Annotated in this window: 16 protein-coding genes and 1 pseudogene; 11 read left to right on the forward strand and 6 right to left on the reverse strand. The window is 47.6% G+C overall.

Going from position 1 to position 22,802, the window contains the following annotated elements:
* From RT340_RS12170 to RT340_RS12205, 8 genes are all read left to right on the forward strand, one after another.
* The coding region (locus RT340_RS12170; protein ID WP_313376211.1) for a type I secretion C-terminal target domain-containing protein at nucleotides 1-403 on the forward strand (403 nt) is incomplete at its 5' end.
* Nucleotides 404-479: 76 nt separating this feature from the next.
* The gene (locus tag RT340_RS12175; protein WP_313376213.1) at nucleotides 480-1,934 is read left to right on the forward strand and encodes a TolC family outer membrane protein; all 1,455 of its coding nucleotides are present in this window, start codon (nucleotides 480-482) and stop codon (nucleotides 1,932-1,934) included.
* Entirely contained in the window at nucleotides 1,931-4,114 is a 2,184-nt protein-coding gene (locus RT340_RS12180) for a type I secretion system permease/ATPase (protein ID WP_313376215.1), read from the forward strand. The genes RT340_RS12175 and RT340_RS12180 overlap by 4 nt, the downstream gene beginning before the upstream one ends.
* Nucleotides 4,114-5,337 carry an HlyD family type I secretion periplasmic adaptor subunit gene (locus tag RT340_RS12185; RefSeq protein WP_409566147.1) on the forward strand — a complete coding sequence of 408 codons (1,224 nt, stop codon included), beginning with the start codon at nucleotides 4,114-4,116 and terminating at the stop codon, nucleotides 5,335-5,337. Before RT340_RS12180 ends, RT340_RS12185 begins: the two co-directional genes overlap by 1 nt.
* A gap of 1,030 nt (nucleotides 5,338-6,367) precedes the next feature.
* Nucleotides 6,368-7,516: a capsule biosynthesis protein gene (locus RT340_RS12190; protein WP_313376217.1), complete on the forward strand. Its 1,149-nt coding sequence runs from the start codon at nucleotides 6,368-6,370 to the stop codon at nucleotides 7,514-7,516.
* Between the two features lie 11 nt (nucleotides 7,517-7,527).
* Nucleotides 7,528-9,204: a polysaccharide biosynthesis/export family protein gene (locus RT340_RS12195; RefSeq protein ID WP_313376219.1), complete on the forward strand. Its 1,677-nt coding sequence runs from the start codon at nucleotides 7,528-7,530 to the stop codon at nucleotides 9,202-9,204.
* Nucleotides 9,205-9,216: 12 nt separating this feature from the next.
* Nucleotides 9,217-11,244, forward strand: a complete 2,028-nt coding sequence (locus RT340_RS12200; protein ID WP_313376221.1) for a capsular polysaccharide biosynthesis protein — start codon at nucleotides 9,217-9,219, stop codon at nucleotides 11,242-11,244.
* Between the two features lie 39 nt (nucleotides 11,245-11,283).
* Nucleotides 11,284-12,537 (forward strand): capsular biosynthesis protein, encoded by a 1,254-nt coding sequence (locus RT340_RS12205; protein WP_313376237.1) that lies wholly within the window; start codon nucleotides 11,284-11,286, stop codon nucleotides 12,535-12,537.
* Between the two features lie 220 nt (nucleotides 12,538-12,757).
* Here the strand turns inward: RT340_RS12205 and RT340_RS12210 are convergent, their stop codons facing one another.
* From RT340_RS12210 to RT340_RS12230, 5 genes are all read right to left on the reverse strand, one after another.
* On the reverse strand, nucleotides 12,758-14,182 hold the full coding sequence (locus RT340_RS12210) for a glycosyltransferase family 2 protein (protein WP_313376223.1): 1,425 nt from the start codon (nucleotides 14,180-14,182) through the stop codon (nucleotides 12,758-12,760).
* A 32-nt stretch (nucleotides 14,183-14,214) separates the two neighbouring features.
* Nucleotides 14,215-15,894 carry a Stealth CR1 domain-containing protein gene (locus tag RT340_RS12215; protein ID WP_313376226.1) on the reverse strand — a complete coding sequence of 560 codons (1,680 nt, stop codon included), beginning with the start codon at nucleotides 15,892-15,894 and terminating at the stop codon, nucleotides 14,215-14,217.
* Nucleotides 15,895-16,141: 247 nt separating this feature from the next.
* A complete protein-coding gene (locus RT340_RS12220; RefSeq protein ID WP_313376228.1) occupies nucleotides 16,142-17,233 on the reverse strand; it encodes a Stealth CR1 domain-containing protein in 1,092 nt (363 codons plus the stop codon).
* 33 nt (nucleotides 17,234-17,266) lie between these two features.
* On the reverse strand, nucleotides 17,267-17,932 hold the full coding sequence (locus RT340_RS12225; RefSeq protein WP_313376230.1) for an ABC transporter ATP-binding protein: 666 nt from the start codon (nucleotides 17,930-17,932) through the stop codon (nucleotides 17,267-17,269).
* A complete protein-coding gene (locus RT340_RS12230; RefSeq protein WP_313376232.1) occupies nucleotides 17,929-18,705 on the reverse strand; it encodes an ABC transporter permease in 777 nt (258 codons plus the stop codon). Before RT340_RS12230 ends, RT340_RS12225 begins: the two co-directional genes overlap by 4 nt.
* 688 nt (nucleotides 18,706-19,393) lie before the next feature.
* On the opposite strand from RT340_RS12230, the gene speB reads away from it, so the two are divergent.
* Complete coding sequence (gene speB, locus RT340_RS12235) at nucleotides 19,394-20,314, forward strand: agmatinase (protein ID WP_313376234.1); 921 nt, start codon at nucleotides 19,394-19,396, stop codon at nucleotides 20,312-20,314.
* A 784-nt stretch (nucleotides 20,315-21,098) separates the two neighbouring features.
* On the forward strand, nucleotides 21,099-21,509 hold the full coding sequence (locus tag RT340_RS12240) for a YidB family protein (RefSeq protein ID WP_211729309.1): 411 nt from the start codon (nucleotides 21,099-21,101) through the stop codon (nucleotides 21,507-21,509).
* A gap of 50 nt (nucleotides 21,510-21,559) precedes the next feature.
* On the opposite strand, the gene RT340_RS12245 is transcribed toward RT340_RS12240, so the two are convergent.
* On the reverse strand, nucleotides 21,560-22,315 hold the full coding sequence (locus RT340_RS12245; RefSeq protein ID WP_211729308.1) for a M48 family metallopeptidase: 756 nt from the start codon (nucleotides 22,313-22,315) through the stop codon (nucleotides 21,560-21,562).
* A gap of 273 nt (nucleotides 22,316-22,588) precedes the next feature.
* Here RT340_RS12245 and RT340_RS12250 point away from each other — a divergent pair.
* A pseudogene (locus RT340_RS12250) lies at nucleotides 22,589-22,802 on the forward strand (transketolase); the annotation flags it as partial.

A 22,802-nucleotide genomic window follows, 5' to 3' on the forward strand; every position in this document is an offset into this window, starting at 1 on the left:
TCTACACCCGACCATCACGGGTACGACAGGCGCTGACACCATCACCGGCGGTGCCTACGACGACACCATCACCACCGGTGCCGGCGCAGACACGCTGGTATACCACCTGCTGGCGACTGCGGATGCCACTGGTGGTAACGGGCACGATACCTGGACCGACTTTAATGTTGCGCAAGGCGACAAAGTTGACATCAGTAACTTGCTCATTGGCTGGAATGATTCAACAAGTAATATTAATGATTTCGTCAAAGTAGATCATACTTCTGATGGCAATACCGTGCTCTCAATTGACCGTGATGGTACAGGTACGGCGTACAGCAGTACTCAACTGGTCACGCTGGAAGGCGTCAACGTATCTCTGGAGGAACTGCTGCAACAACCGCACCAAAACACCACGGCTTAACGGTGTAAATCAAGCAGGGAAGCAGTATGGGCACAGGGATGTGCCCCTTTCTTTGTTACTGACTGGTGGATTATCGATGGATTTGATGCAATCAGGCGCTCCAACTCGCCGTTATTCTAAGCTCAGCGTCTTCTGTGCGGGCATCGCTTTATTTCATTGTTCTCAACTTATGGCTGCCAGTGATGCGCTCACCTCGGCCAGCCGAATCACCTCCGCAGGCCTGGCGCAACAGCAGCAGGATCTGCCGTCATTAACCGGTGAAGTGGCCGAACCCGCATTGGCTCACGTCCCGGATTCACTCACGATTAACCAGGCCGTACAGCGTGCCATTCAGTGGCATCCGGATATCGCGCAGGCGGTGGGGAAAATGCTGGAACAGGCCAATCAGGTGGATGTGGCGAAAGCCAAATATTATCCGCAGATCAGCGGCGGGATGAACAACGGCTACAGCAATGCTTATACCGAGAAGGGCTTTAGCCCATCGTTCGTATTGTCGGTTTCGCAGATGCTGTATGACTTTGGCAAAGTCAGCAGTTCGGTGCGATCCGCTGAAGCTGGCGTGGCGATGGAACAAGCCAACGTGCTGGTGAGTATTGATACGGTGGCACATGACACGGCTTCCGCGCTGGTGGAAGTGCAGGGCTATCAGCAACTGGTGAAAATTGCCCAGCAGCAGCTCGATGCACTGAGCAAAATTGGCGATCTGGCCCGTCAGCGAAATGATGAAGGCGCGGCTTCGCTCTCCGATGCCACGCAAACTGATGCGCGTATTGAAGGGGCGCGCACCACGCTGATTCAGTATCAGGCCAACCTCGATCGCTGGCGTGCCACGTTGGCGACCTATCTCGGTTGGCCGCTGGTGAAGAAAGTGAATGAGGACTTTCCGGTGAACCTGACGCGCTCCTGCGCGGTGGGTAAAGCGGATGACAAACTCAACCCGGCATTGCTGTCGGCATGGGCACAGGCCAATCAGGCACAGGCAAAACTGGATAATGCTAACGCGCAGAACCTGCCAACGATTTCGCTGGAACCCCAGGTCACGCACTACCTCAACAATCACTACTCCGGCAGTGAAACGCTCGATCGCACTCAGTATCAGGCCTTCGTCAAAGTGGAGATGCCGATCTATCAGGGAGGCGGGATCACTGCCGCGCGTGACGCCGCTGCCAACGCCTTGCAAGCGGCCAACGCGGCCGTCAACTCCGCGCGCCTGAAAGCACGGCAGCAACTCAGTGAATCGCAAAGTGCAGCCCTTAGCTTGTCGCAGAGTCTGGCGATTATGGGGCGGCAACAGAGGCTGGGTGAGAAAACCCAGCAGCTCTATCAGGATCAGTATCTGCAACTCGGCACCCGTCCGCTGCTGGACGTGCTTAACGCCGAGCAGGAAGTATTCCAGACCCGTTTCACCCTGCAGCAAACCATCAGTCAATTACGATCGTTGCAACTCGACTGCTTATACAGCACCGGGCATATCCGATCGGCGTTCGCTTTGAATAATCAGCGGATCCAGAATGTGGAGATCCAGCCATGACCCAATTACAAATTCCCGATGCCCCGAATGGTGATACCAGCAGTGGTGCCGACGGTCACGTTCCGTTAAATGGATGGGCGACGGCGATCATTCAGATCGCCACCCATTATCGTTTGCCCTGTTCTCCGGGCATGATTATGGCCGCCGCCGAATGGCAGGGTAAACAGACGCGTGACAAAGCGTTGCGCCATCTGGCGCGTCAGGCTGGTTTATCGCTACAGCTTTATGAAGAGAATAAATGGGAAATCACCAGCTGGCGTTTGCCGCTGGCGGTAGAACTGAACGATGGGCAAGTCGGTGTTATCACCAGTTTTGACGGTGATGATGAAGTGCGCGTACATTTCTCCGGAGATGAACAACCCGCCCCCGTCGCGCTGGCAACGTTGCTGCCTGAAATCCGCTTCGCCGCCGCATTACGCCCGGTAACGGCCGCCAAAGACAGCCGTGTCGATCGTTATCTGGCAACCGTAAAACCCAACTGGCTGATGAAGCTGGTGCTGCACGATATGCGGCCTTACGGCCATGTCATGCTGGCCTCCTTCCTGATCAATCTGATGGCGCTGGTCGGCATTATCTTCTCCATGCAGGTGTATGACCGCGTGATCCCCGCGCAATCTTATCCCACGCTGTATGTGCTCTATATCGGCGTCATTATCTCGGTGGTGTTCACCTACATATTGCGAGTCGGCCGCGATCACGTCACCGACTTACTGGGTAAGCGCGCTGACATGCGTGTATCGGATCGCGTGTTTGGCCATGCGCTGCGGCTGCGAAACAGTGCGGTGCCGCGTTCGACTGGTACCTTTATTTCGCAGCTGCGCGAGCTGGAATCGATCCGTGAGATGGTGACTTCAACCACCGTCTCCGCCATCGTCGATATGCCGTTCTTCCTGCTGTTCCTGCTGGTGATGGCGATTATCGCTCCCCAGCTGGCATGGATAGCGCCCATCGCGGTGATTTTGATGGTGCTGCCAGGCCTGTTCAGCCAGAAAAAACTGGCGAAGCTGGCACAGCAGGCGATGAAAGAGTCCACGCTGCGTAATGCGGTGCTGGTGGAGAGCGTGCAGGGGCTGGAGGATATCAAGCTGATGCAGGCAGAAGATCGCTTCTTGCAGCAGTGGAACAGCTACATTCGCATTACCGCGCAATCCGGCGTTGAGATGCGAAAAGTCATGCATTCGTTGATCAGTTGGGGTGTCACCGTGCAGGGGCTGGTGTATGCCAGCGTGATCGTGGTCGGTGCGCCGATGGTGATCAACGGCGATATCACCACCGGTGCGATTGTTGCAGCTTCGCTGCTCTCTTCGCGCATGATTGCCCCCATGGCGACGTTGTGTGGGGTGCTGGCTCGCTGGCAGCAGGTGAAAGCCGCCAAAGGCAGTCTGGATGCATTGATGAATCTGCCGGTGGAGAACAGTAAAGATGAGACGCGCATCCATTGTCCGGTGCTGTTTGGTCATTATCAGTTCAATGATGCGATGTTCCGCTACTACAGTGATTCACTCACCGTCGCACTGGGTATTAAAAGCCTGACGATCAAACCGGGTGAACGTATTGCCGTGCTGGGTCGCAACGGTTCGGGCAAGTCAACCTTGTTGCAAGCGATGATCGGCGGCATGGATCTGGTGGGCGGCGAACTGCGTCTGGATAACCTCAGCTTACCGCATATTGATGTGTCGGATGTGCGCCGCAACGTGGGTTTAATGACGCAAAACGCACGCCTGTTCCACGGCACGCTGCGTGAAAACCTCACCATGGGCGCGGCCCACGCGACTGACGATGCCATCTTCGGTGCATTAACGGTCAGCGGCGGGGCGGATTTCATTCGTCGTTTGCCACTCGGTCTCGATCATCCGGTTATGGAAGGCGGGGTAGGCTTATCAGGCGGCCAGCGCCAGTCAGTACTATTGGCTCGCATGCTGTTGCGCGATCCCAACATTATCCTGCTGGATGAACCCACGGCGGCGCTGGATGATCATACCGAGAAAGAGTTTATCGAGCGTTTAGGGGCTTGGCTCAATGGCCGCACCTTAATCGTCGCCACTCACCGTGCGGCGATCCTTGCATTGGTGGATCGCGTGTTGGTACTCAAAGATGGGCAACTGGTGATGGACAGCCCGAAAGAAAACGCGCTGCCGCCACCGCGTGCGGGTGGTAATCCACCGGAGGTGCACTCATGATGAAGCAACTCCCCGGCAAACTGCGACTGGTCACCGCGGCAGAAGTCAATTCCTCTGACGATCTGTTGGGGGAACTCAAATCTGAGACTCACTACACCGGTGCGGTTAGGCTGATCACCATCAGCGCCGCGTTGATCCTGATATCGCTGGTGTGGGCCTGGTTTGGCGTACTGGATGAAGTCTCAACCGGCACGGGCAAAGTGATTCCGAGCTCACGTGACCAGGTGCTGCAATCCTTAGAAGGCGGCATCCTTACCGAGCTTTATGTGCACGAAGGCGATCGGGTGAAAGCGGGGCAGGTGGTGGCGCGTCTTGATGCCACGCGCTCGCAATCCAGCGTGGGTGAAAGTGCGGCGCGTTATCGTGCGGCACTGGCAGCGGCCTCGCGCCTGAGAGCCGAGGTCAACGACGATCCCCTTACGTTCCCCAATGAGCTCAAGGCTTATCCTGATTTGATTGCCTCCGAGACGCGGTTGTATAAAACCAAACGCGCCCAGCTTAATGACTCGACAAAGCAGTTCAAAGAGTCGCTGGCGTTGGCAAACAAAGAGTTAGCGATCACACAGCGACTGGCGAAAACCGGCGCCGCCAGTAGCGTTGAAGTGTTGCGTTTGCAGCGCGATAAATCGGATCTGGAGCTGAAACTCACCGACATGCGCTCGCAATACTATGTGCAGGCGCGTGAGGAGCTGGCAAAAGCCAGTGCCGAAGCGGACAGCCTGGCTGAGGTGATCAAAGGGCGTGAAGATACGGTGACACGCCTGACCATCCGTGCGCCGATGAATGGCATCGTGAAAAACATCAAAGTCTCCACGGTCGGCGGGGTGATTCCTCCCAATGGCGAACTGATGAACATCGTGCCACTCAACGACCGTCTGCTGATTGAGGCGCGCCTGTCACCGCGAGATATTGCTTTTATCCATCCCGGCCAGCGTGCGGTGGTGAAGATCTCGGCCTATGACTACGCGATTTATGGTGGCATGAACGGCGTGGTGGAAAGCATTTCTCCGGATACTATCCAGGATGAGGTGAAGCCGGAGATTTACTACTATCGCGTGTTTATCCGCACTGATAACGACTACGTGCAGAACAAAGCCGGTAAGCGCTACTCGATCAGTCCGGGGATGGTTTCTACTGTCGATATCAAGACCGGCGAGAAGACCATCATGGATTATCTGGTGAAACCGTTTAACAAAGCCAAAGAGGCGATGCGCGAACGCTAATCGCAAAACTCGATGTTTAAGAGCCGCCGTTGAGGAGTCAACGGCGGCTTTTTTGTGTCTGTTAGTCAGGTTACTTAAAGTAAATTGATGTTTTGTTAAGGTGCAGACAGGTGCCGTTTTGCAGGAGGTGACATTTGTTATCCAGTATCAGCGCTAACCTGTTCGCCAAATCTAATGCTGAAAGGATGTAGCTAACCAAGGCCATTCTCAGGGAGTTTTCTCGGTTTTCTTTGACCTGATGGGTTGCAATGGTAATTACTGGAAGCTTTTTGACATTTTTAGAAAATTTTAGTGCGAATTAGTGAAGCGTGTTGGGGATTTGACTTAAACTTTCGTTAACCAGATGAATTAAAGCGTTTTATACCAGTAGGTGCTTTTTTGTGGTTAAGAATTGACCGCTGAATGGGTAAGGGTTCAATAAGAATATGCTTAAAATTCTTGTGCCGCCTGTTGCTGTATGTTACATAGAGTGTCGAATTTCTATCCCTTGCTCACTTCAGATTTTTCCGTGAGCGTCGCAGTGAAAATAATAAAAAGAGCTTACCTCACTACCCGTTAAGCGGATGCCTATGCGCACGCTTTGGCTCGCCACTGATAAAGATGGCGCGATGAGGTTTTTCAAGGGATAGAGCAAAATCGTTAATGCAATTTAGCTATGCGTCCGTTGTCTGGAAGCGTAGCGAGAGCATTTGCCAGATACATCATGCAAAGGAACTGACATGAAGCAGGTTGTTTTTCAGGAGCAGCAAAGCGGCAGCATTTTGCCGGGATTGATCCCTTCAGTTTCTACCGTGTTGGTTGAGTGGCACCCAGCGCTTAGCCTCAACTCTCAGCATGACCCAATCGAATCTAAGAATCCGCAAATAGGGTGCAGAACCTCTGAGTCCCTGCGCTTTTGATTACCCGTTGACTGAATAAAAATAACCAGCCTTGTAAAAATTTTCGGCTGACCATGGAGAAGTGGGTGTGAGAGATATTGCCAAACCCGAATTGTAGTTTGGACACCCCAACAATAATTGATGACTGTTACATGTTGATGAAAGTGAAGTCCGCCGCATCCACGATGCGTTCGCGTTTTCCTGCCATTTCACTGGCGGAAATCCAGAAGCACCTGGCGAAAATTATCATTCTGCTGCCGATGGCGCTGCTGCTGATCTATCTCGTGATCTTCAGCCAGCCGCGCTATATGAGCGAATCCAAAGTCGCGATTAAACGTTCTGACGATCTCACCAGCAGTAGCCTTAATTTTGGCTTGTTGCTGGGTGCCTCTAATCCTAGCTCCGCCGAAGATGCGCTCTACCTCAAGGAGTACATCAATTCACCGGACATGCTCCGGGTGCTGGATAAGCAACTCGACTTCCATGAAGCCTTTAGCCATAGCGGGTTGGATTTCCTCAACCATCTGGCAAAGGAAGAGACCGCCGAACGCTTCCTGCAGTACTACCGTGACCGCATCAGCATTGCTTACGACGACAAAACCGGCCTGTTGGATATCCAGACGCAAGGCTTCAGCCCAGAATTTGCGCTGAAGTTTAACCAGGCCGTGTTGAAAGAATCCGAGCGCTTTATCAACGAACTGTCGCACCGGATTGCACGCGATCAGCTCTCGTTTGCTGAAGCGGAAATGGAGAAAGCACGCGTTCGACTGGATGCCAGCAAAAGTGAATTGCTCGCTTACCAGAACAGCAACAACGTGCTGGACCCGGAAGCGCAGGCTCTTGCCGCCAGCACCCTGGTCAATACCCTGATGGGTCAAAAGATCCAGATGGAAGCCGATCTGCGTAACCTGCTGACCTATCTGCGTGATGACGCGCCGCAGGTGGTGAGTGCGCAAAACGCGATCTCCTCCTTACAAGCGCAGATTGACGCTGAAAAAAGCAAAATCACCGCGCCGCAGGGCCACAAGCTGAACCGTATGGCGGTGGATTTTGAAGAGATTAAATCGAAGGTGGCGTTTGATACCGAGCTGTACAAGCTGGCGCTGACTTCGATTGAGAAAACCCGCGTGGAAGCGGCACGTAAGCTGAAAGTCTTGTCGGTGATCAGCTCACCGCAGCAGCCGCAGGAATCCACATACCCCAATACCCCTTATTTGATCGCCTGCTGGTTGCTGGTGTGCTGCTTATTGTTCGGCACGCTGAAATTGCTGTTAGCCGTTATTGAAGATCACCGGGATTAATTGAGTTCGTCATGAAATTATTGAAGTCACTGTTATTGCTTGCCGCCTGGCAAGCCACCACCGCCAGTGCTGCGCTGGATATTAATGCCGATCCGAATCTGACCGGTGCGGCACCGTTGCCTTCGTTCCTGACCGGCCAGCAGAGTCAGGTGCAGAGCAGCGATGGGTTTGATAACACCCCGCGCCCGGTAGCACCGGCGATGATGAGCCGCATGTTTGGCGCACAGCTGTTTAACGGCACCAGCGCCGATAGCGGTGCCACGGTCGGTTTCAACCCCGGCTATGTGCTCAATCCTGGCGACAGCATTCAGGTACGCTTGTGGGGCGCGTTCACTTTTGATGGCGCTCTGCAGGTTGATCCGAAAGGCAATATCTTCCTGCCGAATGTGGGGCCGGTAAAAGTCGCGGGCGTGAGCAACAGTCAGCTGAATGCGTTAGTGACTAGCAAAGTAAAAGAGGTTTATCAGGCTAACGTCAGTGTGTACGCCTCGCTGCTGCAGGCGCAGCCGGTGAAGGTTTACGTGACCGGTTTTGTGCGCAGCCCTGGACTATATGGCGGTGTGACCTCTGATTCCCTGCTCAACTACCTGATTAAAGCCGGCGGCGTCGATCCCGATCGCGGTAGTTATGTGGATATCGTGGTGAAGCGTGGCAACCGCGTGCGTTCCAGCATCAACCTGTATGACTTCCTGCTTAACGGCAAGCTGGGCCTGTCACAGTTTGCCGATGGCGACACCATCGTGGTGGGGCCACGTCAGCACACCTTTAGCGTGCAGGGTGATGTGTTCAACAGCTATGACTTTGAATTCCGTGACAGCAGCATTCCGGTGACGGAAGCGCTGAGCTGGGCGCGTGCTAAGCCAGGCGCCACCAACATCACTATTATTCGCCAGCAGGGCTTGCAGAAACGTAGTGAGTATTACCCGATCAGTTCTGCGCCGGGCCGCATGTTGCAGGATGGCGATACGCTGATTGTCAGCACCGATCGCTATGCCGGCACCATTCAGGTTCGCGTCGAAGGTGCGCACTCTGGCGAACACGCGATGGTGCTGCCATACGGTTCGAGCATGCGTGCGGTGTTAGCGAAGATCCGCACCAACAGCATGTCTGAAATGAGTGCTATCCAGCTTTACCGTCCTTCTGTGGCGCAGCGTCAGAAAGAGATGCTGGATTTGTCCCTGCAGAAACTGGAAGAAGCCTCGCTCTCTGCCCAATCCTCCACCAAAGAAGAAGCCAGCCTGCGTATGCAGGAAGCTCAGCTGATCAGCCGCTTCGTCAACAAAGCGCGCAACGTGGTGCCGAAGGGTGAAGTGATCCTCAACGAGAAGAACCTCGATTCGATTCTGCTGGAGGATGGCGACGTGATTAACATCCCGCAGAAAACCTCGCTGGTTATGGTGCATGGCGAAGTGCTGTTCCCGAATGCGGTGAGCTGGGAGAAAGGCATGAGCCCGAAAGATTACATCGAGAAGTGTGGTGGTCTGACGCAGAAATCGGGTAACGCCAAGATTGTGGTGATTCGTCAGAACGGTGCAGCCGAGAACGGTGAAGATGTTGACACGCTTAACCCAGGCGACGAGCTGATGGTACTGCCGAAGTACGAATCGAAGAACATCGAAGTCACACGCGGTATCTCCACCATCCTCTACCAGCTGGCGGTGGGTGCGAAAGTGATTCTGTCGATCTAAGGATAAAGAAACATGATTGGTATTTTCTCATCGGGGATCTGGCGTATTCCGCATCTGGACAATTTTCTGGCACAGCCGTGCCAGAAGCTTTCTCCGATGCGTCCTATACCCGCTGAGATTGATACCGTCGCAGTGTGGGGCCATCGCCCTAGCGCACGCAAGCCGGTGGAATTAGCACGGGCGGCGGGTAAATCAGTTCTTCGTCTCGAAGATGGTTTTATCCGCTCGCTAGATTTGGGGGTAAGCGGGGCACCACCACTTTCCATGGTGCTGGATGATGAAGGGATCTATTACGATGCCAGCCGACCGAGTGCGCTGGAGCGTTTGATCCAGCAACGCGAAGACAATCAGGCATTAGCCGCAGAAGCGAAAGAAGCGATCCACACCATCGTTACGGAAGATCTTTCCAAATATAATCAGGCTCCGGCATTCATCGCCGGGGAGAGCCTGACCAGTAACTTAGTGCTGGTGGTGGATCAGACCTTTGGCGATATGTCAGTGACATACGGTAACGCCGGGCCAGATGATTTTGTAGCAATGCTGGATGCGGCGATAAAAGAAAACCCGTCATCGACCATTTGGGTGAAGGTCCATCCTGATGTGTTAGAGGGTAAAAAAGCCGGGTATTACCATCAGCTGCAATCGACGCATCGCGTACATTTGATGGCGGACAACGTCAGCCCGCAATCGTTGCTGCGCCATGTCTCACGCGTATACGTGATGACTTCGCAATATGGTTTCGAAGCTTTGATGGCGGGCAAGCCGGTTACCTGCTTTGGTCAGCCCTGGTATGCAGGATGGGGGTTAACCGACGATCGCCATCCACAGGCGGAGCAACTTCTACAGCGCCGTGGAAGCTCAACGTTGGAAGAGCTATTTGCCGCAGCTTATTTGCGTTACAGCCGGTATATCGACCCGTTGACGGGAGCAGCCGCAACCCTGTTTGATGTGTTGGGCTGGATGCAGCTACAGCGACGTCATCAGCAGCAACGCAGTGGGCATCTATGGGCACCAGGATTAACGCTGTGGAAATCCACCATCCTCAAACCGTTTTTACATACCACCGCCAATAAGCTGAGTTTTTCCCGCCATTGCCGTGCAGCCACGGCCTGTGTGGTGTGGGGAGTGCGAGGTGAGCAGCGCTGGCAGGAGAAGGCGAAATTACGTCAGCTGCCACTGTGGCGGATGGAAGATGGTTTCCTGCGTTCTTCAGGTTTGGGTTCTGACTTGTTACCGCCACTTTCTTTGGTACTGGATAAGCGCGGCATCTATTACGACGCCACGCGCACCAGCGATCTCGAAGTGATGCTAAACCATAGCGAACTGACGTTGGCGCAGCGGCAGCGTGCCGAAAAACTGCATCAGCGTTTGGTCCAGAGCAAACTAAGCAAATACAACTTAGGGGCGGATTTTGCCCTGCCGCAAGGTTCGCAGGGTAAGCGGATTCTACTAGTGCCCGGCCAGGTTGAAGATGACGCCTCAATTCAAACGGGGACGCTCTCCATCAACACCAATCTGTCATTACTGCGCACGGTTCGTGAGCGTAATCCCGATGCCTTCATCGTTTATAAGCCGCACCCTGATGTACTGGTAGGTAATCGCAAAGGGGATATCCCAGCGGAAGTGGTGGCGCAACTGGCGGACTATCAGGCGCTGGATGCTGATGTTATTCAGTGCATCCAGATGGCAGATGAACTGCATACCATGACTTCACTCTCCGGCTTTGAAGCGCTGTTGCATGGCAAGCAAGTGCATTGCTATGGCATGCCATTTTATGCCGGATGGGGATTAACCAATGATGAGCATGTCTGTGCAAGGCGCAAACGCAAGTTGGGGCTTGCGGATGTGATTTACCAGGCATTAATTGCCTATCCGACGTATATCCATCCGCTGCGTTTGGCAGCTATTAGCGCGGAAGAAGCGGCAGAGTTCTTGATTCACGCACCGCGTGGACAGATGTTTATCAATAAGAAGAAAGCGTGTTACCTCGTTAGGCATTATCGCAAGATGTTGATGTTTTTTAAGGTTAAATTCGGTTAGGAAAACCGGCTCATAAAATAACAAAAAAGAAGGTTGATGATGCACAGTAACGCTTTAAAGATGCTGCTGTCTGGGAAAAAGTATCTGCTATTACAGGGGCCGATGGGGCCGTTCTTCAATGATCTGGCCACATGGCTCGAATCACTGGAGCGTGAAGCTGTTAATGTAATATTTAACGGTGGGGATCGTTTTTACTGTCGCCAGCGTAAATACTTGCCTTACCTCAAAACCCCCAAAGAATTTCCATCATGGCTGCGCGATACGCATAAAGAATATGACTTCGATACGATTCTTTGCTTTGGCGATTGCCGTCCTATGCATCAGGCTGCCAGGCGCTGGGCGCAAGCCAAAGGGATACGTTTTATCGCATTTGAAGAAGGCTACTTGCGGCCGCACTTTATTACGGTAGAGGAGGGCGGGGTAAATGCGTTCTCTTCCTTACCGCGCGATCCTGAGTTCTATCGCCGTCTGCCAGAAATGCCGCCAATGCAAGTTGAGAAGCTTAAGCCCTCAGCCATGAAACGTATCGGCCACGCCACCTGGTATTACCTTGTAGGTTGGCGCTATCGGCATGAATTCCATGAATATCGGCATCATAAATCTTTCTCGCCGTGGTATGAGGCACAGTGCTGGATTAGGGCTTACTGGCGCAAGCAATGGTACGACTGGCGTCAGCGCAATGTGTTATCGCATTTGCAGAATAGCCTTGATCAGCGTTATTTTCTCGCTATCTTGCAGGTATATAACGATAGCCAGATCCGCAACCATAGCCCGTATAAAGATGTGCGCGACTACATTAACGACGTAATCTTCTCATTTTCGAAGAAAGCACCGCGTAACGAGTTTTTGGTGATTAAGCATCATCCGATGGATCGCGGACACCGTTTATATGGTCCGCTGATCAATAAACTCAGCAAAGAGTACGGCGTAACGAACCGGGTGATTTATGTGCATGACGTGCCAATGCCTGAGTTGTTAACTCATGCAAAGGCAGCGATCACGATTAATAGTACGGCAGGGATTTCAGCGTTGATCCACAATAAACCATTAAAGGTGATGGGGAACGCGCTGTACGATATGAAGGGATTGACCTATCAAGGGCATCTTAACCAGTTCTGGACGGCGGAATTTAAGCCGGATATGAAGCTGTTCAAGAAGTTTCGTGGTTACCTGCTGGAGAATACGCAGGTGAATGCGGTTTATTTTTCTAAAACGGATTTTTCCTTCAATAAAATCAGGAGGTTAAGATTTGACACTGTAAATAGTAAGGTGGACAGTGCTATTGAATTGTAATGGGAAGATACTCGCTAAATTTTAATCCGGAGTAATAGGGGGTATTAGGTTGTAATTGTTTTGAAGTTGCATGCTCAGTTCATATAATTAAATGGTTTCAAAGATTAATTTTTTGCCCAAAGGATTTAACCTTTAAAATCACCCAGCCCTTAGGAATGGGTGACTTAACTTTGCTATAAATGCCAACTTTAAGTATGTGGCTATGACCTTCTAATGTGAATTAACATTTCCGCATTGTTTCATTTAGTGACTCAGAAAAAGGTCCTTCAATATCAAAGAACTCATCCATCAATTTCTGCCCTGCACTACCATGTGTGTTCAGGTATGATGTGATATCTTCCTGAGTTAATTTTGAATTGACATATAATCTATGAATATTAATCATGCCTTTGTATTCTGAAAATTTATTAAAGTCACCGAATTCATAGGTATTAAGATGCTTCAATCGCTTGGGATCATTAGCAATTCTCTTGAATATATTAAATTTGATATATTCTGAGTTAGGAAGAAAATTAAGAACATTGTTTAACATTTCCATCCTAGTTGGCATGTCTCTAACGTTAATGGAGACAATATTGGAGTTATCAATGCTTGAGACCTTGATGTTGTCTGCAATTTTATGTTTGGTTTTGACATTTAAGAAAAAGGCAATACTTCCATCATGTAAGGTCATTAAGTTCGATGTGATAATTTCTAATTTATCATCAATAACAAGCCTTAACTTACTGATTGCGATTTCTGATGAAACTCTAATTATTAGTAACGTTTCATTAGAGAAAATAATATTGGCGGATATGCTATTCTTACTTTTTAAGTTAATTCTATGCTTTATATCTAGTACATATCGTTTTAACTCATCACTACCTTCCGATAGTTTGAAGTTTTTGTTTGTTTGATTATTATACTTTTCGAATAACTGAATATCTGCGAACTCAATGTGTGCACGATCAGCCTTAGCTTGTGACTTTCTTTTATTCCATTCAAAACGGGATTTAGTAAAGTAATGATGTAGTTGTGCGCGACCAGAACTAGGTTTTTCGAGACAAATAGGCATTGCTCCGCTCCACTTAGCCTCATCAAAATTATTATCTAAGTAAATACCTGTATGAAGGTCGACGATGTGTGTTCTAATTTGATAAGCGGAAGACGGTCTAAATAAAGTTTTAACTCGGCTAGTTACATTATCATCACAATGTGTGAAGCGTTGAGTTACTAGCTCATCCACATATTCTTCATTACCAGATGAGCCAAACATTAACCATGGAATAGCGATAGCTGCAGCTGTTGGCTGTTTTCGTAAAGCATCGCCTATAAAGGTTTTTAAATCTTTATTCTCAATGTGTAAAAACTCATCAAGATCGCAAATAAAAGTCCAATCAAAATCGGCTGCGTATTTTTCAAGAAAGTCAGCATAAGCGGATCGTTGAGGTGCAATATTTTCGAGTCGAGGCCAAAAAATCCTTCTAATTATCCCTGCATGGTCTAACTTGATGAGTAATTCAGATGTCCCATCTTCGCTGTGGTTATCATAAATGAATACCTGATCGAAACCAATTTTCTTTTGATATGCAATCCATTCAAAAATATATGGAGACTCGTTTCTACAAATGGAACACACAGCGGTTTTCATTTTTAATCTTTCCATTATAAATCAATGTTTTACTGAAAATAGAAAATTTACTTCTCAAATGAGGATTTAAATGGGAAGTAAGATTCAAGAAAGTCACGAGTGAGCTCATTAGTTTGTTCTATCTTATCATCTGTAATGCCAACATCATTAATACAAATTGTCTTGTACTTTCTAGTAACAAAAACGCCATTTAATTGAGCTTTAATACTATCTTTATAAAGGGCTAGATATCGGTTAGAAATGTCACTTTGTATAGCCTTGCTTTCATGATAACCAAAATTGTACTGCATGAAAGCTATTGGTCTTAAATCAGTTATACTTCTAAACCTATTTGCTGCACATGTCTTAAATTCTTTACTAAATCTATTTTCAAGTTCATAAAGATAACTTTTTGAACATGGATATGGAGCATGTTTCATTATCATTCTGGATTTTTTATTGCTGCAACTACTTAATAAGTTAATTGCATTTCGGTCAGCTACTATATATTCCTCTCTAGAATCATCAATATCATGTTCATAAGCTCTTGCTTCAGATGGGAAAAACTTTAATATACCATTTGGATAGAAGAAATCATCAGGAGTGCAAAAGTCAGCAAACATAAAATCATCATTGAGATATAAAAAGTGTTCTGACAACTCCTTAATATGATGTAGTTGAGTTTCAATACCACTGGAATTGAAAGTGGGTAAATTATCTAGGTTACTATATATGTCACTATGATTTACCAACTTAATTTTTGGTGATGTTTCACTCAGCCACTCTGGCTTTTGTCCGCAGGTAACGATAAATATATTTCTAACAAATGGAGCATACATTTCTAAAGATCTGAGTGAGTAAAGTAATTCATCTCTATTACGAAATCGTTCATCCGAATATGCTCGCCCTGCATTTTCATCACTTTCAATATTGTCTATAGCTATTTCCTGATCAACAGCTGAAAACATTTCTTTTTGTTCTTTCCACTTGTTATCATTGCCATCAACCCAGGTGTAAACAACATCAATTGGGAAAGCGATATCAGAAACATTATCATCATCATCGATTTTAATGTGATTTTTCATATGTGCTTCAAAAGCTGGGGCTCTGAGTCTGTGTATATATTTATTTTTCTCACTGATTGAATATACGGATTCAGAAGAGTAATTATCTAATTTTTTCCACGTTACAACATGAATAATCGATGAGTAATATACTTTTGTGTTTGAGGCTGAGTCGTGATGTTCTTTTTCAACACAAAGGATGTCAAAATTACCTTGAGCGTAAAAGTCTTTTCTAGATATTGCTTCTTTAATCGAATATGTGTTCTTTTTATAGCTTATAAAATAGTTTTCGTTATCAGAAAACCAAAAGTCCATAATACGGCTAAAAAGTTGCATATCTGTATGGTTTATATGGAAAGCATGCATCCACTTATCTGGAGCTGCACCAGTCATAAACGGCATGCTCATATTTTTGCAACATTCGTTCAGGCGTGCATAGAAAGTTTCTCCCGCATCATCTAGAGCAACACGAGAGTAGATTTTTTTTGAATTAGCAGTTTTTATAATCGTAACTTTTGATTTATCAGTTGGTGAGTCTTTAATAGCAACTGGCATAATTTTGATGTTAGAGTGACTCGGAGCCCTTAACTTGGAATTAAAATTAACACCTCTTTTTGAAAGGAAGTCTTGCATAAATAGATTCGGTTTTGTAAATAACTTTCTTGTTTTTCTATATAATGTCATAGCATGTGCCTTGTGACCTTTTATGGTTAATTGGGATGTGAAGAAGTAGCTTTATAATATTGGCAAAGAGAGTTTGTGTCTGCTGGATGATAATTGAATTATTGTGGAATAAAAATAAACCTAGTAAATAACTAAATTTTCTTATCTTATTGTTTTATTCTAAGGTCGTGAGGTGAACTATTTATATTAATCGATAATGCTTTTTATTTTTTAATTATTTTTTAAGTGTGTAGTCGGTATTTTGTTTTTACTTTTTAAAATAATAGTAATAATTAAGGGCTTTTTTAAGTTTGGATACATAATCTCCTTCTGACTGAGTGTTTTGAACTACATCATTAGCACAAAAGGAATGGGGGGAATGTTTAAAAGGACGATGGTAGAGGGATTTATATATGTTTTTTGCCACGGGAGACCTAATATTAAAATAGTAACAAATGTCTCTTTCAGGTGTAGAATAGCCTTGTGCATATGAATACCATGGCACTAAACATGTAGCTACATTCAAATCTTCATTGGTTCTAAATTTGTTAGGAAGAAATGACGCGATCTCTTCTGCATAGATCTTTTCAACTAAATCAAACATGCTTTTTCTAAGAGGAATATAGGTGTGAACTAGTGGTGTATCGATCCTAAATCCTAATATTTCAGACAACATTAGACTGACTTTCAATGAAGCACTCAACGTAGGGGTTATTATCCCATTAGCTACCATATTTTGATAACTTTTATCTGATAAAAATAAAGAGGCTAAGCCATTACTTTTAAAAAAATGTCCTTTCGGCAGGGGCCTAGCTACAAATACATCATCATTAAAATAAATGAAGTGTTCCGCTAAATTAGGTATTTTGTGTAAGTGAGCTTCGATAACATGGGAGTTAAATGTTGGTAAATATTCTTTAGGTATTATTTCCGTATGGTCTATTATTTTTACAATCTGAAACTCTTTTATCCAACTTGGAATTTGGCTATCTGTTATAAGGTATATTTTCTCAACCCAAGGTAGATATTTTATTATGCTTGATATCGAATAATATAATTCATTATGATCACTAAAACGAGCCTGATTAGTTGCATGTTGCCCATGACTTTCAATGTTGATGCTTTTAAATTTTTTATATTTTTTGATCCATTCTGGATCATTACCATTGACCCATGTAAAAACAATATCTATTGGAAATGAACCATTTAATTTATCGTCAAGTACGAGTCCGTGGCGTATGATGATTTCTTCTTCTTCTTGAGGGCATGAAACTTCGTTATAGATCTTAGGATATTTTTTATTAAAATAATCTCTAAAGAAAACACCTGGACTTTCTATGAATTTTTTTATTTTTTTCATCTTTCATTGTCACCTGTATTAAAAATTCAAAGTTTAAATTTTTTCTTCTTCTTTATAAATTTTTATTGCACAATCCACTGATTCAAATAATGTTACTTCATGGTTTCTTCCGACTAAAATTGCAATGTCACAATATGCTTTAAGTGAATTTAAACTATGTGAAACCATTATGAAGTTGGATTCTTCATGGCGTGAATTAAATAAGTTTTCACATTTTTTCTTAAACCTGGCATCCCCGACAGCAGTTACTTCATCAACCAGATAATAATCAAATTTAAATGCCATGCTGAGTCCAAAACCTAGCCGGGATTTCATCCCCGATGAATAAGTTCTGATGGGCATATCAAAATATTTACCAAGCTCGGAAAACTCTTTAACAAACGCTATCTTTTCTGGCAACTCTTCTTTTTTTGAGTATAAGCGGGTGACAAATTTTACGTTTTCTCTTCCAGTCAAACTAACTTGAAAGCCGCCTGAAAGACCAACCGGCCAAGAGATTGTTTTATCGGTTATGATACTGCCGCTATCTGGACGATCTATTCCACCGATCATACGTAACAGTGTAGACTTACCCGCACCATTACGACCTATAAGCGCCACACTTTTACCGCTTGGTATCTCAATATTCAGGCCTTTGAAAACATAATGGCGGCCTTGAGGCGTGCGGTATGATTTCGTTAAATTTTCTATTTTAATCATGAGGTAAGCATTGCCTCTTCACGATTGCGATATAACGCAAGGCCAGCAAATACCGTGACTAAGGTACAAATCGCGAGATAACTGAGACTCACGCCTTCACTCACGTAACCTGGCATGACCGCTTCTCGACTTAGTTCAACCGCATGTACCAAAGGGTTCCACAACAAATAAGGCCAGTAATCTGTTGGAATGGAGTGCAGAGGGAACATAATGCAGGAAATAAAATAGAGGGGTTTAAGCAGTATGGGTAAAAACTTTTGGGTTTCGGCAAAGGTTCTTCCTACTACCATAAAGATTAATCCAATCCCGCAAGAAAATAGAATCAGCAATCCCCATGTCGCAACTAATTGCAGAAGGTTGGTCACTTCAAAGTATTCACCCGCCATCCACACAACCACCATTAGCAGGATATAAACGGCAGCATAGATAAGCGTTTCTAGCAGTGCGCGGGCAATAATGGTGTCGATCGGCTTTACCGGACGGTAATTAAACAGCCCTTGGTTGGCTTCAATCGCACCGACTGAGCGGTTTGTAATATTACTGAAAATAAAATACGGGATAATGCCGTTCAGCAGAAATACAGGGAATGAGATATCCGGCATGGTGCGGTGCATAATGAAACCAAATATGCCTAGCAGCACCAGCAAATGTGCAGATGGTTCTAAAATCGCCCAAAAATAACCCAGGCGAAACTTTCCAAATCGGGTGCGTATTTCACGCAAAAACAAGGCCTTAACGGCTGCTTGCTGGACTTCAAATCCACTTCTGGCCATTGATTAAACTCATGAGAATTGGGTGGGATTTTTTACACGCTACCGCCCCTGGCTTAACAGCTACCAATGCACTGGACGCAATACAGGCGGTGTAGGGGGGAGGTTTATAGTTTTTCAGACGGGGGAGCTGAATTAATCAGCAGATTTTACGCAAATTCAAAAGATTAGAGCTGATGAATACGCGAAAGGCGTGATGCCATTTTGAACAATTAGATGGTTTGTCGTTGATATGGATCCATCCACTTGAACAGCTGGTCCCTGCTTGTCTGTAAGAATTTTCCCTAATTTTGATGACGTAAGTTACAGATCATGTCGAAATAATCCTAAACGTTTTCGTCTATTAATATTTTGTAAATTATCTGTAAGGCCTATTGAACTAATCATTGTACCTGATTTAACTCAACTGACTGAATATAATGACTTTAATGCTTAAGTGCGTTTCTGTTCTTGACCTTACTCTGCATCATGAAATCAACACTGCTAATCAATTCATTCACGAGACAATCCACTGAATTTTACAAAAAGTAGTAGTTGTTACATTTGAGAAGTGACGATTGCAGGTCGCCTGATTCTTCGCGATAATCATGCACAACAAATCCCTTCCTCGTCGGGCCTAACGACGCGGAGGGGATTTTTTTCATCTATACCTTAGTGGCTAAACGACTCACGGATCTAAAGAGGACAAGTTATGTATAACACCCTGGGCAATCAGTACGATAACTCCCTGGTTTCTAACGCCTTCGGTTTCATGCGCTTCCCGGTGAACTTCCAGCCTTACGACAGCGATGCTGAGTGGGTGATCACTGGTGTACCTTTCGATGCCGCAACTTCAGGTCGTCCGGGCAGCCGTTTAGGGCCGGGCGCGATTCGTCAGATCTCTACTAATCTCGCATGGGAAGGTTGCCGCTGGCCGTGGGATTTTGACCTGCGTCAGCGCCTGAACGTGGTGGATTGCGGTGACCTCGTTTACGCATTCGGTGATTCACAGGATCTCTCTGACAAACTGCAGGCTCACGCTGAGAAGTTGCTGGCAAACGGTAAGCGTATGCTGACTTTTGGGGGTGACCACTACGTTACGCTGCCGCTGTTGCGCGCCCACGCCAAACACTTCGGTAAGATGGCACTGGTGCACTTTGATGCGCACACTGATACCTACTCTAACGGTCCAACCTTCGACCACGGCACTATGTTCTTCACCGCGCCGAAAGAAGGTCTGATCGATCCGAATCATTCGGTGCAGATTGGTATCCGTACTGAGTTCGACAAGAGCCTTGGCTTCAACGTGCTGGATGCAGCACAGGTTAATGACCGCAGCGTCGATGATATTCTGGCTGAAGTGAAACGCACCGTGGGCGATCTGCCGGTGTATCTGACCTTTGATATCGACTGTCTGGATCCGGCGCACGCACCGGGCACTGGCACGCCAGTGATCGGCGGACTGACCAGCGATAAAGCTACCAAGTTGATTCGTGGCTTACAGGGTATGAACATCGTCGGGATGGATCTGGTGGAAGTGGCACCGGCTTATGACCACGCTGATTTGACTTCACTGGCGGCTGCTACGCTGGCGCTGGATATGCTGCACGTGCAGGCTGCAAATAAAGGTTAATCCAGATGAGGGCAGGGCGATGGCCTTGTCCTCAACTTAATAGTTGTTGTTGATATCGTTGCTGGCTGAACGCACTACGGCGAATCCGGCAACCGCTAATAACGTCACTGCGCTAATGATGATAATTGTCAACATAAGTGGCTCCAGTCAGAGTCTTTGAACCACGCTACATTTTATTTATGACAGAAATCTTGCTTCGCCCGCTAATTCAGAATCATCCTTCCAGGGACATTCATCGCTTCTGAGCTTTCTCATCACGTTTCTGCTTTCTCATTCTCCACGCGAATTCGTCTACTGATGTTTATCGTCCTTTCTCAACGCGCATTGATAGCAATGATGTCAATCTGTGAAGTGGGTTGGGATTTGTTTTGAGCGGCGCAGAGTGATTAAGAAAGGGTGATAGCTGATGGGGCGATCCATTGCCCTCGACGTCCCCGGTTCCTAATAATCGTCATTCACATCTTTGGCTGCTGAACGTATCACCAGATACGCGCCAATCAGCACAATCGCAATAACGACGGCGAGAATAATCAGAATGGTCAACATAGTATGTGGTGCTCCGGTGACTCTCTCTGATATCGCCTGAAAACAAACGGTCAGTGTAGACCATACTCACTATGACATGGCCTCGTGTGGCGAGTTCAGACCATTGTCACGCTTCTCGCATCAACGGCTCAACAACTTAACGGTGACAATTCGTTATCGGCACCCTGTAGCTATACTTTTGGGCGTAGCGTTATTTATCGCTTCGTTAATCACGGTTTGAGAATCTTCGGAGGTCACCATGGGCTTTCTGGATGAATTAGTGGGTTCGCTGGGGAACAGCAACGGGCAAGGCAATCAGTTGGGTCAGTTGCAGGCGATCTGGAATTGGGTGCAGGAGCAGGGCGGAATCGAAGTGCTGCTGCAGAAGTTTCAACAAGGCGGGCTTGGCGAGGTGCTGGGGTCGTGGATCGGTACTGGCGGCAATCAACAGGTCGGCGGCGGTGAGATTCAGAATGCTTTCGGTCAGGAGGAGTTGCAGTCGCTGGCCGATAAGCTGGGCACCGATGTGAATGGCGCTTCCGGCACGCTGGCGGCGCTGTTGCCACAGTTGATCGATAAGATGTCACCGCAAGGTCAACTTGATGAGCAGAGTCTGCACAACAACCAAATGGATTTAGGTTCGATGGTGGATGATCTGTTTAAGCGCTAGCTGTTGAAGCTGAGAACAGGAGCGCACATGGCGCTCCTTTTTATGGCCGATTATTTGCCATCTGCCGCAATACGATCGCGGATGTGCTGTGCACGTGCTGCGGAATCCGGGTGCGAATCGAACATCGAACTCGTTTGGCCTTGCTGCATTTTTGCCAGCTTCTCAAAACTGGTGGCTAAGCCGAGTGGATTAACACCGCGCTTTTTCAGCAGATCATAAGAGTAATCATCCGCCTGCGACTCCTGTGTTTGCGAGAACTGCGCATTGACCAGCTTCTCACTCAGATCGCCCAGCTGTGACTGCGAAAGCTGACCAATCACGCCGCCCACCGAGGCCGCAGCAGTGCGTGCCGCCGTGGTGGCGTAGGCAACCTGCATCGCTTTGCGCGTATGGCCGAGCGCAACGTGGCCCATCTCGTGGCCGAGCACACCTTCCACTTCGTTGTCCGTCATCATATCCATTAAGCCGCTATAAACGCGGATGCAGCCGTTGGCCATCGCCCACGCATTCACATCTTTGGTCAGATAGACTTTGTAGTTGGCCGGCACGCCATTGATGTTATCGCCCAGCGCAGCGGCGATTTTGTTCAGGCGCTGCTGATATTCACTATTGGCAGGCGCGAGCTGGTTGTCTTTGTCCATCTGGGCACAAGACTGATCGCTCAGCTGCTTCACTTGTGAATCATTCAACGTATAAGCCTGATAGGCCTGCGCGCCGGATTGCAGCAGCGCGTTGTTGTCCATTCCTTCGCAACCGCTCAGCAGCGAAGCGATTCCCACAGCAATAATTGTGGCGCGGATTTTCATTTAGAGGTCCTTTGCGTAACAAGGTAGAGAAAACAAACACCTGAAATTGAGATCGGTGTTCAAACGCTTTGTTTATAGCTCGCATCCTGTTCACTGGCTAGCAGACAAGCCCCGAATTGCAACCGTTTACCCGCTATTTAGCACGTCGACGCATGTACTTTTGCCCCGATTTTCATGTACATTGATGTGCGACTTTTTTCTCGCTTCGCCTGATAACTGATTAATTACAATACGTTAATCGCGGCGGAGCATTAATCCGACCTGGAGTAGAAGATGCCCTCTCGTAAAGAGCTTGCCAACGCCATTCGCGCGTTAAGTATGGATGCAGTACAAAAAGCCAAATCGGGACATCCTGGTGCCCCGATGGGCATGGCGGACATCGCCGAAGTGCTCTGGCGCGACCACCTGAAGCACAATCCGACTAACCCGCTGTGGGCTGATCGTGACCGCTTCGTCCTGTCCAACAGTCACGGCTCCCTGCTGATTT

The sequence above is a fragment of the Pantoea sp. CTOTU50773 genome, from assembly GCF_032082325.1.
GTDB lineage: Bacteria > Pseudomonadota > Gammaproteobacteria > Enterobacterales > Enterobacteriaceae > Pantoea > Pantoea communis.